This is a genomic window from Pseudomonas sichuanensis (assembly GCF_003231305.1).
In the GTDB taxonomy this organism is placed as follows: domain Bacteria; phylum Pseudomonadota; class Gammaproteobacteria; order Pseudomonadales; family Pseudomonadaceae; genus Aquipseudomonas; species Aquipseudomonas sichuanensis.
Map to the genome: position 1 here is coordinate 17,643 of NZ_QKVM01000027.1, position 12,419 is coordinate 30,061.

At 66.3% G+C, this 12,419-nt stretch carries 13 protein-coding genes; 6 read left to right on the forward strand and 7 right to left on the reverse strand.

Annotated elements, in window-relative coordinates:
- Nucleotides 1–79: 79 nt before the first annotated feature.
- Together DM373_RS15505 and DM373_RS15515 are read right to left on the reverse strand one after the other, a co-directional pair.
- The gene (locus DM373_RS15505; protein WP_110994411.1) at nt 80–1,444 is read right to left on the reverse strand and encodes an LLM class flavin-dependent oxidoreductase; all 1,365 of its coding nucleotides are present in this window, start codon (nt 1,442–1,444) and stop codon (nt 80–82) included.
- A gap of 415 nt (nt 1,445–1,859) precedes the next feature.
- On the reverse strand, nt 1,860–2,840 hold the full coding sequence (locus DM373_RS15515; RefSeq protein ID WP_110994412.1) for an aliphatic sulfonate ABC transporter substrate-binding protein: 981 nt from the start codon (nt 2,838–2,840) through the stop codon (nt 1,860–1,862).
- A 204-nt stretch (nt 2,841–3,044) separates the two neighbouring features.
- On the opposite strand from DM373_RS15515, the gene DM373_RS15520 reads away from it, so the two are divergent.
- The gene (locus DM373_RS15520; protein WP_110994413.1) at nt 3,045–3,908 is read left to right on the forward strand and encodes an NHL repeat-containing protein; all 864 of its coding nucleotides are present in this window, start codon (nt 3,045–3,047) and stop codon (nt 3,906–3,908) included.
- Nucleotides 3,909–4,000: 92 nt separating this feature from the next.
- Here DM373_RS15520 and DM373_RS15525 read toward each other — a convergent pair whose 3' ends face one another.
- The gene (locus DM373_RS15525) at nt 4,001–4,711 is read right to left on the reverse strand and encodes a class I SAM-dependent methyltransferase (protein WP_110994414.1); all 711 of its coding nucleotides are present in this window, start codon (nt 4,709–4,711) and stop codon (nt 4,001–4,003) included.
- A gap of 105 nt (nt 4,712–4,816) precedes the next feature.
- On the opposite strand from DM373_RS15525, the gene DM373_RS15530 reads away from it, so the two are divergent.
- Nucleotides 4,817–5,569, forward strand: coding sequence for a methyltransferase domain-containing protein (locus DM373_RS15530; RefSeq protein ID WP_110994415.1), 753 nt, complete (start codon nt 4,817–4,819; stop codon nt 5,567–5,569).
- Nucleotides 5,570–5,583: 14 nt separating this feature from the next.
- Here DM373_RS15530 and DM373_RS15535 read toward each other — a convergent pair whose 3' ends face one another.
- A complete protein-coding gene (locus DM373_RS15535) occupies nt 5,584–6,465 on the reverse strand; it encodes a DMT family transporter (protein WP_110994416.1) in 882 nt (293 codons plus the stop codon).
- A 202-nt stretch (nt 6,466–6,667) separates the two neighbouring features.
- Between DM373_RS15535 and DM373_RS15540 the strand changes: the two genes are divergently transcribed.
- Nucleotides 6,668–7,642 (forward strand): quinone oxidoreductase family protein, encoded by a 975-nt coding sequence (locus DM373_RS15540; protein WP_110994417.1) that lies wholly within the window; start codon nt 6,668–6,670, stop codon nt 7,640–7,642.
- Between the two features lie 18 nt (nt 7,643–7,660).
- Nucleotides 7,661–8,602 (forward strand): LysR family transcriptional regulator, encoded by a 942-nt coding sequence (locus tag DM373_RS15545; RefSeq protein WP_110994418.1) that lies wholly within the window; start codon nt 7,661–7,663, stop codon nt 8,600–8,602.
- Nucleotides 8,603–8,708: 106 nt separating this feature from the next.
- On the opposite strand, the gene DM373_RS15550 is transcribed toward DM373_RS15545, so the two are convergent.
- Both DM373_RS15550 and DM373_RS15555 read right to left on the reverse strand, forming a co-directional pair.
- Nucleotides 8,709–9,038, reverse strand: coding sequence for a hypothetical protein (locus tag DM373_RS15550; protein ID WP_110994419.1), 330 nt, complete (start codon nt 9,036–9,038; stop codon nt 8,709–8,711).
- 74 nt (nt 9,039–9,112) lie between these two features.
- The gene (locus DM373_RS15555; RefSeq protein ID WP_110994420.1) at nt 9,113–9,763 is read right to left on the reverse strand and encodes a DUF998 domain-containing protein; all 651 of its coding nucleotides are present in this window, start codon (nt 9,761–9,763) and stop codon (nt 9,113–9,115) included.
- 191 nt (nt 9,764–9,954) lie between these two features.
- Between DM373_RS15555 and DM373_RS15560 the strand changes: the two genes are divergently transcribed.
- The gene (locus DM373_RS15560; RefSeq protein ID WP_110994421.1) at nt 9,955–10,704 is read left to right on the forward strand and encodes a FadR/GntR family transcriptional regulator; all 750 of its coding nucleotides are present in this window, start codon (nt 9,955–9,957) and stop codon (nt 10,702–10,704) included.
- Between the two features lie 140 nt (nt 10,705–10,844).
- A complete protein-coding gene (locus DM373_RS15565; protein ID WP_110994422.1) occupies nt 10,845–11,732 on the forward strand; it encodes a pirin family protein in 888 nt (295 codons plus the stop codon).
- 181 nt (nt 11,733–11,913) lie between these two features.
- Here DM373_RS15565 and DM373_RS15570 read toward each other — a convergent pair whose 3' ends face one another.
- On the reverse strand, nt 11,914–12,402 hold the full coding sequence (locus DM373_RS15570; RefSeq protein ID WP_110994423.1) for an HvfX family Cu-binding RiPP maturation protein: 489 nt from the start codon (nt 12,400–12,402) through the stop codon (nt 11,914–11,916).
- Nucleotides 12,403–12,419: the final 17 nt, after the last annotated feature.

Consider the following 12,419-nt stretch of genomic DNA (forward strand, 5'->3'; position numbering starts at 1 on the left):
GCGTGCAGGGGATGCCGGGACAGCATAAGAGCCTGCCCGTGGCATCCACAAATTAAATGTTGAAATACCCGGTATTTGTTTACTGAATGCGAACCTGGCGCCCGACATGCTCCGCCGGCAAGCGGGCGCCGTGGCCGAACAGCTTGTGGCGCAAGGTACCGTCCTCGTAGGCGGTGGGGTAGCGGCCACGGCGTTGCAGTTCGGGCACCAACAGCTCGACCACTTGGGCCAGATCGTCTGGTTGTACCGCATAGGTGAGGTTGAAACCGTCGATGCCGGTCTGCTCCAGCCATTGCTCCAACTGGTCGGCCACCTCGCTGGCGCTGCCCACCAGCACCGGGCCGCGCCCGCCCAGGCCGACGAACTCAGCGGCCTCGCGTACGCTCCAGCGGCGGTTCGGGTCGGCGGCGGTGAACGCCGCCAGGGCGGCACGGCCGGCGTCATTCTCCACATATTCAATGGGCGCGTCGGGGTCCAGGCCTGCGAAGTCGATGCCGGTCCAGCCCGACAGCAGCGCCAGGGCGGCGTCGAGATCCACATAGCGGCGGTATTCGGCGAAGCGCGCTTCGGCCTGCTCGCGGGTAGCGCCGACGATCAGCAGTGCCTGTGCATAGATCAGTACCTCCTCGCGCCCGCGCCCGGCCGCCTCGCTGGCCTGGCGAATGCCGTCGGCATAGCGGCGCAGTACTGCGGGCGTCGGGCCGCTGATGAACACGCACTCGGCGTGCCGTGCGGCGAACTGCTGGCCGCGTGCCGAGGCGCCGGCCTGGAACAGCACCGGGGTGCGCTGTGGCGAGGGTTGGCACAGGTGCATGCCGGGTACCTGGAAGTGCTCGCCGTGGTGGTTGATCGGGTGTACCCGGCTTGGCTCGATATAGCGCCCGGTTTCGCGCTCCAGCACCACCGCATCGTCTTCCCAGCTCTGCTCCCAGAGTTTGTACAGCACCTGCAGGTATTCTTCGGCCAGGTCATAGCGCTGGTCGTGGCCGAGCTGCCGGGGCAGGCCCAGGTTGCGCGCGGCGCTGTCGAGGTAGCCGGTGACGATGTTCCAGCCGACCCGGCCATTGCTCAGGTGATCGAGGGTGGACATGCGCCGGGCGAAGGGATACGGGTGCTCATAGGTCAACGAAAAGGTCACGCCGAAGCCCAGGTGTTGTGTGACCCCGGCCATGGCCGGCACCAGTAGCAGCGGGTCGTTCACCGGCACCTGCACGCCGCCGCGCAGGGCCGCCTCGGGGCCGCCCTGGTAGACGTCGTAGATGCCCAGTACGTCGGCGATGAACAGCGCGTCGAACAGGCCGCGTTCGAGCAGGCGGGCCAGGTCGGTCCAGTAGTCCAGTTGGTTGAACGCGACGCTGGTGTTGCGCGGATGGCGCCACAGGCCGGGCGACTGGTGGCTGGCGGCGTTCATGCTGAAGGCGTTGAAGCGGATTGGGCGGGGCATTGTTACCTCCTTGTCAGGGGCATGGCCTTCAAGGTCTTTGAATGAGATTGTGTGAGGGCTTCAAGGGTTCGGCGAGAGGGTTGCAGCGCCTGTGAGATCGAGCGCCGCCCGCGCGGCGCTTCGCGGGTAAACCCGCTCCCACATCTATTTCGGGCCAGTCTCTGCTGTGCCATTACCTGGCCCGCTTTGTTGGCTCGACACAATTTCAGCGTGGGCGTTGCTGCCGCCCCACATGACTCAAGACATGCGCCAAGGCGGGCAGCGGTACCTTCACAGGACTCATTGGCTCGAAACAGATGTGGGAGCGGGTTTACCCGCGAAGCGCCGCGCGGGCGGCGCTCGATCTTGTAGGCGCAGAAAGGCTCTCGTCGAACACTTGGAGCCCCCATCCCAATCACCTCGAAAGGCATCCTTGTCAGGGCAGCACAGAGGTCGGGTAAACCGCCTCGGCAACATTCAACTTACGCGGAATCAGCCCCAGCCCCTGGAAGGTGTCGGCCAGCTTCTGCTGTTCGGCGACAATCTGCGGGGTAATGGCCACGGCGTTGTAGTTGCGCCGCTCGCTGGCGGTCTTGAGCACGTCGGCACCGATACCCAGTTGCGGCGCCAGCAGGCTGGCGACTTCGCCGGGCTGGGCGTTGGCCCATTGGCTGACCTTGGCCAGTTCGCCGAAGAAGGTCTTGAGCAGCGCGCGGTGCTGGTCGGCGAAGTCGGCGGTGGACAGGTAGAAGGTGCGGTTGTTGGACAGCCCGCTGCCGTCGCGCAGGTTCTTCAGGCCCGGCTGGTTTTCGGCGGCGGCGAGGAACGGGTCCCACAGGGTGACGGCCTGCACGCTGCCCGACTGCAGTGCGGCGACGGCATCCGCGGCGTTGTTGACGTAGGCCGGGGTGATGTCCTGGTAGCTCAGGCCAGCCTGCTCCAGGGCCACGGCCAGCAGGTACTGGGCGTTCCAGCCGCGGCCGGTGGCCACGCGCTGGCCCTTGAGCTGGGCGACCGAGGTGATCTGGTCCTGCTCGCGCACCACCAGGCCGATGCCGCGCGGGTAGGGCTGCTCGGCGGCCAGGTAGACCGCCGGCTTGCCGGCGGCCTGGGCGAACACCGAAGGCGCGTCGGCGGCGTGGCCCAGGTCGATGGCGCCGGTGCTCAGCGCTTCGAGCAGTTGCGGGCCGGCGGCGAACTCATGCCAGCTGACTTTCACTCCCTGGGGCGCCAGGGCTTTTTCCAGGGCGCCGCTGCCCTTGAGAATGTTGATGCTGTTGAACTTCTGGTAGCCGATACGCAGGGTCTTGCCATCGTCGGCAACCGCGTTGGACCAAGGCAACAGGGCGCTGGCAACGCTGGCCAGCAGGCCGCCGATCAGCAGGCGACGCAGGGGGGAGAGGGCACGGGAAGGCACGGTGAGGGCTCCTTGAATAGGCGGGAAAGCGTGGCTCCAGCCTACGGAGCTGGCAGGGCTTATTTCAATTTGTTTATTCCATTCAGTTAGATTGTTTCGTTATTTTTATATCCATTAATTATCTTGACCAAGCCGGCCCTTGGTTTTTGACATTTTTTTCACATGCCCTTGCTACGATCTCGCCACTTCCCTGGAGCTGAATCGATGAAGCATGTTCTGCGCAAGCGCAGTGTCCGCCTGGCCCTGGCCGCCAGCGCAGGGCTGGTGGCCAGCACCCTGGGCTTTTTCGCCTGGCAGAGTTTCTACCCGGTGCAGGCCGCCGATGGCTGGCGCGTGCAGGTGTTGCACGGCGCACTGGACAAGGCCGCCTCGTTGCTGCCGCAGGCCGACGGCAGCCTGCTGGTCAGCCGCGAACTCAACGGTGGCAAAGGCAGCATCCTCAAGATCGATGCCGACGGTAATCGCATGGTGCTGGTCGAAGGCTTGTCCAAACCCGACGGCATGGTCGCCGTGGAGGGCGGCTGGGCGTTCAGCCAGGAGGTGGGCGAGGCGCCGGTCAGCCTGTCGCGCAATGGCCAGGTCATGCCCTTGTTCCAGGGCAACAATGTGCAAGGCCTGTACAACGATGGCGAACACCTTTACGCGATCGAAGACCGCAAGGGTGATGGCCGGCTGATGCGCTACGACTGGCGCAGCGGCCAGTTGGACGTGCTGCGCTCGGGCCTTAGCGAAACCGAAGGGCTGACCCGTTGCAATGACGGGCGCCTGCTCTACACCGAAAAGGCCAGCGGCAAGGTTCGGGCGCTCAGCGACGATGGCCAGGACCCCGTGGTGGTCGAAGGTCTGCGCAACCCCACGTTCCTGCTCTGCGATGCACGCGGCCTGTGGATCAGCGAGGACTCCACCCACCGTGCCCGGCTGCTGCGCGTCGACGGCGATGGATCGCGCCATACCGTGCTCAGTTTTCTCAAGGCACCGCAAGCGATCGTGCCGGACGGCAAAGGTGGCTACCTGCTCGCCGAAGGCGGTCGCGACCGTGTGCTGCAGCTGACCCCGCCTGCGTTGTAGCAATTATTGCGATCCAGGGTTTGCACACCCCGTAGGAGCGGCGTCAGCCGCGAACACGGGCGAAGCCCGTGCCATCCAGCGCGGTGCCTGCTTTACGGCTGAGGCCACTCCTGCACAGCGCTGCGTTCAGGATCACTGACGTGCTGCGCCACCAGCAACAACGATTGCGGCAGCGCGCTTTGCGGATGCTGCGGCTCGTGCAGTTCCAGCAGCCTGAACCCGGCCATTTCCAGGGCCTTCAACCAGCTGGCCAAGGTGCGGAAATACCAAGGCATCGGCTGCCAATCGCCGCTGAGCCCGGCGAACGACTCTTCGCGCCAGCCATCCTGGTAGTCTCCGGCGGCCGCTGTCCACGGGTGCAGGGTTTGGATCACCAGCGTTCCCTGGGCTTGCAGCAGCCCGCCCAGTGCATGCAACAAAGGAATGATGTCCTGGTGCAGCAACGCGAAGTTGGCGCAGATCAGCGAGTACTCGTGGCCAATATCCACCGTTCCTGCGGCCAACTGCTCATAACTGGCCAGGTGCACCGTAGCCGCACCCGCCGCCTGTGCAGCCGCTATCAGCGTTGCATCGCCATCCACCCCGACCGCCTCGACACCCCGCGTGGCCAGTGCCCGTAACAGCCAGCCCTCACCACAGCCAAGATCGAGCACGCGCTGCGGCTGGCGGCTGAGCACGGCGAGCAGGATGGCCTGGTCGGTAACCTGGCGGCGGGACTCGATGGCGCCGCCGCGCACGGCGTCGATCCAGGCCTGGGCGTTGTGCTGCCAACTGCGCAGCAGCGGGTCTTGTGGGGCTGGCATGCAAGGGCTCCGGTGGACGCGGGTGGCACAAGGATAGGCCAGATCCGCCTTGTGTCAGGGGGCTGTTGCTCGGCACACTGGCACGTCCTCGCTAAGGAGCATGGCATGGTACTGGCGAAAGCGGATTTCACCACGCGGTTGTTGCTCGACGCCGGAATAGGCCCTGGCATGCGTGTGCTGGATGTCGGTTGCGGCAGCGGCGACGTGAGCCTGCTGTTGGCCCGCCTGGTGGATGGCGATGGCGCGGTGGTGGGCGTTGACCAGGCGGCCGGGGCACTGGAGAGCGCCCGGCAACGCGAGGTGCCCAGAGGCGCTGCACCGCCTGAGTTCATCCACGCCGACCTGCACGCGCTGCCTGCCTCGCTGGGGCTGTTCGACGCCATCGTCGGGCGTCGGGTGCTGATGTACCAACCGGACGCGCCCAAGGCCGTGCGGGGGCTGGCCCGGCACCTGCTGCCGGGTGGCGTGATGGTGTTCCAGGAGCACGACGCCAGCCTGACGCCGGCCAGCCTCGAGCCTTTCCCGTTGCACCGCAAGGCCCAGCAGTGGCTGCAGCGCATGCTGGAGCAAGAGGGCGCCGACCTGCACATCGGCGTCAAGCTGCACCGCATCTTCAGCCAGGCCGGGCTTGCGGTGGAGGACCTGCGCGCCGAATGCCTGGTGCAGACGCCCGACAGCCGCTACGCCTTGGCAGATATCGTTCGCGCCTGTCTGCCGCGGATTATCGAGCAGGGTGTGGCCAGTGCCCGGCAGGTAGGTATCGAAACCCTGCAGTCACGGCTTGATGCTGAGCGTCAGGCCAGTACGGGCATCTATATCGGCGACATGCTGTACGGCGTGGTGGCGCGCAAGCGCTGATCGCCCGGCCGTGGTCAGCGCCTGGGCGCTGGCAGCAACGCCAGCGCCACTCCGCCGAGCACCACCAGCGAAGCCAGGCTCAAGCGCCACGACAGCGGCTCGCCCAACAGCAACACCCCGCCCAGTGCGGCGATCACCGGCACGCTCAGTTGCAAGGTTGCCGCTTGCTGGGCACTCATGTACCTGACCACGCCATACCACAGGCTGTAGCCGGCACCCGAGGCCAGCACTCCGGAGCCCAGGGCGTACCACACACCCTCACGGCTCAAGGTTGCAGGCTGCCAGCCGAGCAGCAGCGCAATGGCCGCCAGCGCCAGCAAGGGCAGGCAGCGCAGGAAGTTGCCGGCCGTGTCGGCCAACGCATCGGCCGAGCCCTTGCCCAATAGCGAATAGACGCCCCAGGCCACCCCCGACAGCAGCATCATCACGGCGCTGGCCAGTGGTGGTGCGTCGGCGCCGGGCAACAGCAGGGCGATGAGCCCGGCAAAGGCCAGCAGCATGCCGGCCAGCACCCGCCGTTGCAGGGCTTCGCCGCGCAGCAGGGCGAAGGCGAACATGCTCAGTTGCACCGCGCCGAACAAGATCAGCGCGCCCACCCCGGCACCCAGTTGCAGGTAGGCGATGGAAAACAGCCAGGCATAGGCCAGCAGCGCGAGGCTGCCCGCCCAGCTGCCCCCAGGCCGGCGGCGCCGCTGGCCGAGGCCGAGCAGGGCGGCGAGCAGCAGCGCGCCACTGCCCAGGCGGATGGCGGTAAAGGCATTGGCATCGATGGCGCCGTCACGCAGGGCCAGGCGGCAAAACAGTGAATTGGCGGCGAAGGCCAGCAGGCTCAGGGCGATGGGCAGCACCAGCGAGCGGCGTGGCAGGGCCAGGTGGAAGCTCTTGTCGTTGTTCATGCAATACCCACGGGGCCTGAAGTCGTCAGGAGGTCGTGATCAGAGTCTCGGCAATTGCGGGCTGGCAAGGCAACCGCGCTGTGGGTTTTATTCGGGCTATTGCTGTTTCAAGTGCACGAATCATCTGCACCAGGCCTCATTGTTCGATCTATTGCAGCACTCTAGCCTCAGCCTGACTTTGCAATCACCCAAGGAAACGAACATGGCCAAGCAAGTAGTCCTGCAGCAGACCGGCGGCACCGAAGTCCTGCACCTTCAGGACCTGCCGGTACAACAACCCGGCCCTGGCGAGGTATGGCTGGAACAGGCCGCTATCGGGGTCAACCCGCTGGACGTGCTGCAGCGCAAGGGTGGCGCGCCGTTGCCGCTGCCCTGCAGCTTGGGCCTGGAGGGTGCCGGGCGAGTGGCCGCGGTAGGCGCAGGCGTCACCAACGTGAAGGTGGGCGACCCTGTCGGCTATGCCACCGGCCCGCTTGGCGCCTACGCCAGCGCTCGCCTGTACCCGGCCGAGCGGTTGGTGAAGCTGCCGGCGGGCCTGAGCGAAGAGCAGGCCGCCGCGACTCTGTTCAAGGGCATCACCGCCCAATACCTGCTGACCAGCACCTATCCGGTCGGCCGTGGCACGCGGGTACTGATCTATGGCGCCGCCGGAGCGCTTGGCCAGTTGATGGTGCCTTGGGCCAAACACCTGGGGGCGACCGTCATCGGTGTGGTGTCGCGGCCACAGAGCATGGCCCGGGCCAAGGCGGCAGGGTGTGACCACGTGCTGCAGTTCAATGCCGCCACCCTGGCCGCCGAGGTGCGCGAGCTGACCGCCGGGGAGGGCGTGGATGTGGTCTACGACAGCGTCGGGCGCCTTTCGCTCGACGCTTCGCTGGACAGCCTGCGCCCGCGCGGTCTGCTGGTGTCGTTCGGCGGCAGCTCCGGCGCACCGGCAGCCATCGAGGTCGCCACGCTCAATGCCAAGGGCTCGCTGTTCGTCACCCGGCCGTCACTGGCTGCCCATACCCGCACCGTCGAGGAGTACCAGGCCCGCGCCGCAAGCGTGCTGGCAGCGCTCGCCGCGGGTATCATCCAGCCGCGGATCTGGCGCCGCTACCCGTTGGCCGATGTGGCCAGGGCCCATGAAGACCTGGAGCAGGGCCGGTCGGAGGGGGCGTTGATCCTTACCCCCTGATCCCGGATGAGCCTTGCCATGGATCCCTTCGACAGCCGTCGCGCCGACGAACTCGCCACCTTGCTGGCCCTGCATGAGCAGGGCTCGTTCGCCGCCGCCGGGCGCCAGCTGGAGCGTCACCCTTCGGTGCTGTCCCGGCGCCTGGGTGCGCTGGAGCAGCGTCTGGGCATCCGCCTGGTGGAACGCACCACCCGCCAGCTGCGTTTCACAGACGAGGGTGAGCGCCTGGTGGAGCGCCTGCGCCATGCCAGCCGCTTGATCGACGAGGCCGAGCAGGAGGCTGCACTGGGCGCCGCACAGGTGCGCGGCCGCCTGCGCCTGGCGCTGCCGGCGGCCATGGGCCGGCGCTGGCTGAGCGGGCTGCTGGCGGACTTCGTGCTGGCCCACCCGCAGGTCACGATCGACGCCGAGTACGCCGACCGTTTCGTCGACCTGGTGGGCGAGGGTTTCGATGCGGCCATCCGCATTGGCGAGCTGGCCGACAACCGCCTGGTGGCCAGCAAGCTGTGCGAGCACCTGCGCATCCTCTGCGCCGCGCCTGGCTACCTGGCACGGCATGGCACGCCGCAGTTGCCGGCCGACCTGGCCAGCCACAACTGCCTGGGCTTCAGTGGGCTGCGTTCGTTCCCCGAATGGCACCTTACCGCCAAGGGCCGACAGGCGAGCGTCAAGGTCGCCGGCAGCCTGCGCGGCAACGACAACGAAGCACTGCTGGAGGCGGCGCGGCGGGGCGTGGGGATTCTTGCCGGTGGCGACTGGTTGATGGTCGAGGACCTGCAGGCCGGCCGGCTGGTGCGGGTACTGCCGGAGTGGCAACTGGATGTGACCGCGGGGATCTACCTGGTGCGGCCTTCGGCGCGGCTGAACACGGCGGTGATGCGGGCGTTCAAGGCGTGGCTCGAGGCCTGTTTCAAGGATGGCGCGCCATGGCGCCACGACTCTCGAAACCAAATCACATAAAGTATATAACTAATTGATCTGTAAGGATTTATCCAGAATGTGCCGGCATGGCGAATATGGATAAATCGCTTTCAGATGTTATAGTAATTTATTGATTTATAAGAATTTATCGCTTTGCAAGCGCATGCTGAGCACACTGCTCATAGTAGGTCTGTTTGATCGCTGCCGGCTTGAGTTGCGAGCGGCTGTTGTAGGTCTGCTCGGTGATGCCGAAGGCGGTCATGCGCATCCAGGGTTTGGCGAACTTGCGGGCCTGCAGCTTCTTGCGCGTGGCGTACAAGGTGACCCCGGAAAGCTTGGCCTGCTGGGCCTCGGCGGCGATCTGCGCGCCCCAGCCGCACACCTGGCGATCGTTCTGGCTCAGTGCCCGGGCCTGGGCGCCGAAGGTGGCGACGGCCAACAGGCAGCCGGCTACGCTTGCTAGAAATACCCGCATGTTGCTGTCCTAAGCGTCTGAAGGAAAACGGAGTTTGCCCGTACTTCAAACGCCTGGGGGCCAGCAGTTTGCCGTCAGGCGATGGCCATGCGCAGTGGGTTGTGGCGGCGGGCTCGCAGCGACACCAGGGCCAGGGTCGCCAGCCACAGCAGCGAGACCCCGTAGTTCAGGCGCTGATACAGACCGAACAGTTGCCCGCTCTCGGCCGCCCGCGCCATCAGCAGCACCGTGACCACCGCCAGCACGGCGCACAGCAACGACCACCAGGCCAGGCCGCGCGATCGGGCCAGGCGCTGGCCGAGGCCGATCCACAGTACGCAGGCCAGGGTCAGGGAGAGGAACATCAGCAACCCGCTGAGGTTGTGCAACTGCTGCGACAGTGAAGGTGTCGCCGGCGCACAGCCCGCGTCGCAGGCAAACCAGCCGGTGCCCAGGCTGCCCACGCCGTGCAGCAGGATCAGCAGCGCGCTCAGCTGCGCCAGCCTGGATTGCCGCCAACGTCGCGCCACGCCCCAGGCGAACAAGGCGAACAGCAATGCCAGGGGGAAGTTGTTGATCCATGGCGAGAGCGTGTGGGTGGGGGCGTCCACCGCGCCGAGCTGGCTCATGGCCTGTTGCAGGTGGCTGTAGCCGGGGTAGGCCTGGGCGGTCAGCGCGACGCCGATCAGCAACCAGAACGGGATCAGCAGGCCGCTGGCGAGCAACAGGCGATCGAAAGTCTTCATGCAGGTTCCTTCCTTGGTGGGCATGGGCAAACGCGCAGCCTAGCGCCATGGCAGGGCATTTCGCCAGCATTCGATGACACCCCGTCGCCTGCCGGTGGGCGATGAGAGGTGAAATCCCCGGCAGACGTATGTGATCGTACAACTGCCTGCGCTATCATCACGCCTGTCTTTCACAACAAGATGTACAGGGCATGACAGAGCAGCAGGTACAGCCGCGCACCCGGCGCAAGCCGCGCAGTCTCGCGCAGGAACTGGTCACGGTGCTGACCGAGCGCATTCGCAGCGGCCAGCTCAAGCCCGGCGACAAGCTTCCCACCGAATCGCAGATCATGGCCGAGGAAGGCGTCAGCCGTACCGTGGTGCGTGAAGCCATATCGCGGCTGCAGGCCGCCGGCCAGGTCGAGACCCGCCACGGCATCGGCACGTTCGTACTGGACGCACCGACCGCCGCCGGTTTCCGTATAGACCCGGCCACCGTTGTCACCCTGCGCGAAGTGCTGGCGGTGCTGGAATTGCGTATTGCCCTGGAAGTCGAGTCGGCCGGGCTTGCCGCGCAGCGACGCAGCGACGAGCAGCTGGCCGGCATGCGCGCTGCGCTCGACGAGCTCAACGAAGGGGCGGCCCACGCCTCGGACGCGGTCTCGGCGGACTTCCAGTTCCACCTGCGCATCGCCCAGGCCAGCGGCAATCACTACTTCGCCGATATCATCAACCACCTGGGCACCAGCATCATTCCGCGCACCCGCCTCAATTCCGCGCGCCTGGCCCATGACGACCAGGCCCATTACATGGGCCGGCTGATGCACGAGCACGAAGCCATCTACGAGGCCATTGCCCGGCACGACAGCGAAGGCGCGAAAATGGCCATGCGCCTGCACCTGAGCAACAGTCGCGAGCGCTTGCGCCAGGCCCATGAGCAGGCCGAGGCGCAGGGGGTCTGATACCTCTGCCGACTGTACCGGCTAGTTTGCCGGTACAGTCGAATTGTTCCACTCGTAGAACGATGCATGCCAATTTGGCTGTCTAGCGGACCATTAACCTCATCTGTAAGGTGGTGTTCATCCACGAGAGGAGGTTTCTCATGAAAAAGATCCAGGGTATCCACCGCAGCCCCCACGCCCACTGGGTGGGTGACGGTTTCCCGGTACGCAGCCTGTTCACCTACGACCATCTGGCCCGGCATATCAGCCCGTTCCTGTTGCTGGACTACGCCGGCCCCCACGATTTCGCCCCCACCAGTGCCCGCCGCGGCGTCGGCCAGCACCCGCACCGTGGTTTCGAGACGGTGACCATCGTCTATCAGGGCGAGCTGGAGCACCGCGACTCCACCGGCGCCGGTGGCCTGATCGGCCCGGGTGACGTGCAGTGGATGACCGCCGCGGGCGGCATCATTCACGAGGAGTTCCACTCGCCGGCTTTTGCCGAGCGTGGCGGCACCCTGGAGATGGTGCAGTTGTGGGTCAACCTGCCGGCCAAGGACAAGCGCGCCGCCGCCGGCTACCAGACCCTGCTGGCCAGCGACATCCCGGTGGTGACGCTGGAGGGCGAGGCGGGCAGCCTGCGGGTGATCGCCGGGCGCTACCTCGAGCACCAGGGCCCGGCCCGCACCTTCACCGACATGGATGTCTGGGACCTGCGCCTGAAGGCCGGCGCCAGCTTGCAGTTGCCGGTTGCCAGCGGGCGCAACGCGGCGCTGGTAGTGCTGCGCGGCACGCTGCGGGTCAACGGCGAGCGCGAAGCCGGCCCGGCCAGCCTGGTGCTGTTCGAGCGTGACGGCGAGGGACTGCGCATCGACGCGCTGGAGGACGTCAGCGTGCTGCTGCTCAGCGGCGAGCCGATCGACGAGCCGATCGTGGGTTACGGCCCGTTCGTGATGAACAGCCAGGCGGAAATCGCAGAGTCGTTCGACGACTTCCAGGCCGGGCGCTTCGGCCAGATGGGCGGGGTCGAAACCGGTCCCGTCAGGTAACGTTTCATCGTCGGTAATGGGGCTGCTTTGCAGCCCTTCGCGGGTAAACCCGCTCCCACAGGAATAGGCGAAATCCTGTGGGAGCGGGTTTACCCGCGAAGGGCCGCAAAGCGGCCCCAATTAGCTTGACTGACCGGCATCAGGGTCCACGCTCACCGAGCGTGGGCCCTTTTTTGTGGGTTCAGGCCCGACGCCACAGCCAGTGGTCCAGGCTCAGGCGCCCCGAACCTTTGAGCAGCAACGGCAGCAGCGCCACCAGGTAGATCAGCGGCAGCTTGAAGTTGCCATGCCCCTGGTCGCTGATCGCATAGCCCTGGGCCAGCTCCGCAAGGCTTGACCACTCGGCCGGCCAATGCACGGCGGCAATTGCCACCAGCGTCACCAGCGCCAGTACCGCGCTGGCCAGCCGCGTGCCCAGGCCCAACAGCAGAAGCAGCGGGCAGAGCAGCTCGGCCCACATCGACAACTGCCAGTTCAGGCCCGCCGGCAGCAGGTCGAAGGGGAACGGAAAGTTCCCTTGCAAGTCGGCGAACCAGTTGGCGCCGTTGAATTTCTCCAGCCCCGATTCGAAGAACTCCCAGGCCAGGAACAGCCGAAGCGGCAAGTCGGCGCCCCAGCTGCCGATGCGGTCGAGGGCGGTAAACGGGCGGGTCAGGGTGTGCGTCAACATGGCAGGACTCCTTGGGA

Excerpts from the sequence above, each read along its gene's own strand:
- DM373_RS15560 (WP_110994421.1), top strand. The coding sequence starts at position 9,955 with ATGACAGAGCAGCAGGTACAGCCGCGCACCCGGCGCAAGCCGCGCAGT.
- DM373_RS15520 (WP_110994413.1), top strand. The coding sequence starts at position 3,045 with ATGAAGCATGTTCTGCGCAAGCGCAGTGTCCGCCTGGCCCTGGCCGCC.
- DM373_RS15530 (WP_110994415.1), top strand. The coding sequence starts at position 4,817 with ATGGTACTGGCGAAAGCGGATTTCACCACGCGGTTGTTGCTCGACGCC.
- DM373_RS15525 (WP_110994414.1), bottom strand. The coding sequence starts at position 4,711 with ATGCCAGCCCCACAAGACCCGCTGCTGCGCAGTTGGCAGCACAACGCC.
- DM373_RS15540 (WP_110994417.1), top strand. The coding sequence starts at position 6,668 with ATGGCCAAGCAAGTAGTCCTGCAGCAGACCGGCGGCACCGAAGTCCTG.
- DM373_RS15570 (WP_110994423.1), bottom strand. The coding sequence starts at position 12,402 with ATGTTGACGCACACCCTGACCCGCCCGTTTACCGCCCTCGACCGCATC.
- DM373_RS15555 (WP_110994420.1), bottom strand. The coding sequence starts at position 9,763 with ATGAAGACTTTCGATCGCCTGTTGCTCGCCAGCGGCCTGCTGATCCCG.
- DM373_RS15535 (WP_110994416.1), bottom strand. The coding sequence starts at position 6,465 with ATGAACAACGACAAGAGCTTCCACCTGGCCCTGCCACGCCGCTCGCTG.
- DM373_RS15545 (WP_110994418.1), top strand. The coding sequence starts at position 7,661 with ATGGATCCCTTCGACAGCCGTCGCGCCGACGAACTCGCCACCTTGCTG.
- DM373_RS15505 (WP_110994411.1), bottom strand. The coding sequence starts at position 1,444 with ATGCCCCGCCCAATCCGCTTCAACGCCTTCAGCATGAACGCCGCCAGC.
- DM373_RS15565 (WP_110994422.1), top strand. The coding sequence starts at position 10,845 with ATGAAAAAGATCCAGGGTATCCACCGCAGCCCCCACGCCCACTGGGTG.
- DM373_RS15550 (WP_110994419.1), bottom strand. The coding sequence starts at position 9,038 with ATGCGGGTATTTCTAGCAAGCGTAGCCGGCTGCCTGTTGGCCGTCGCC.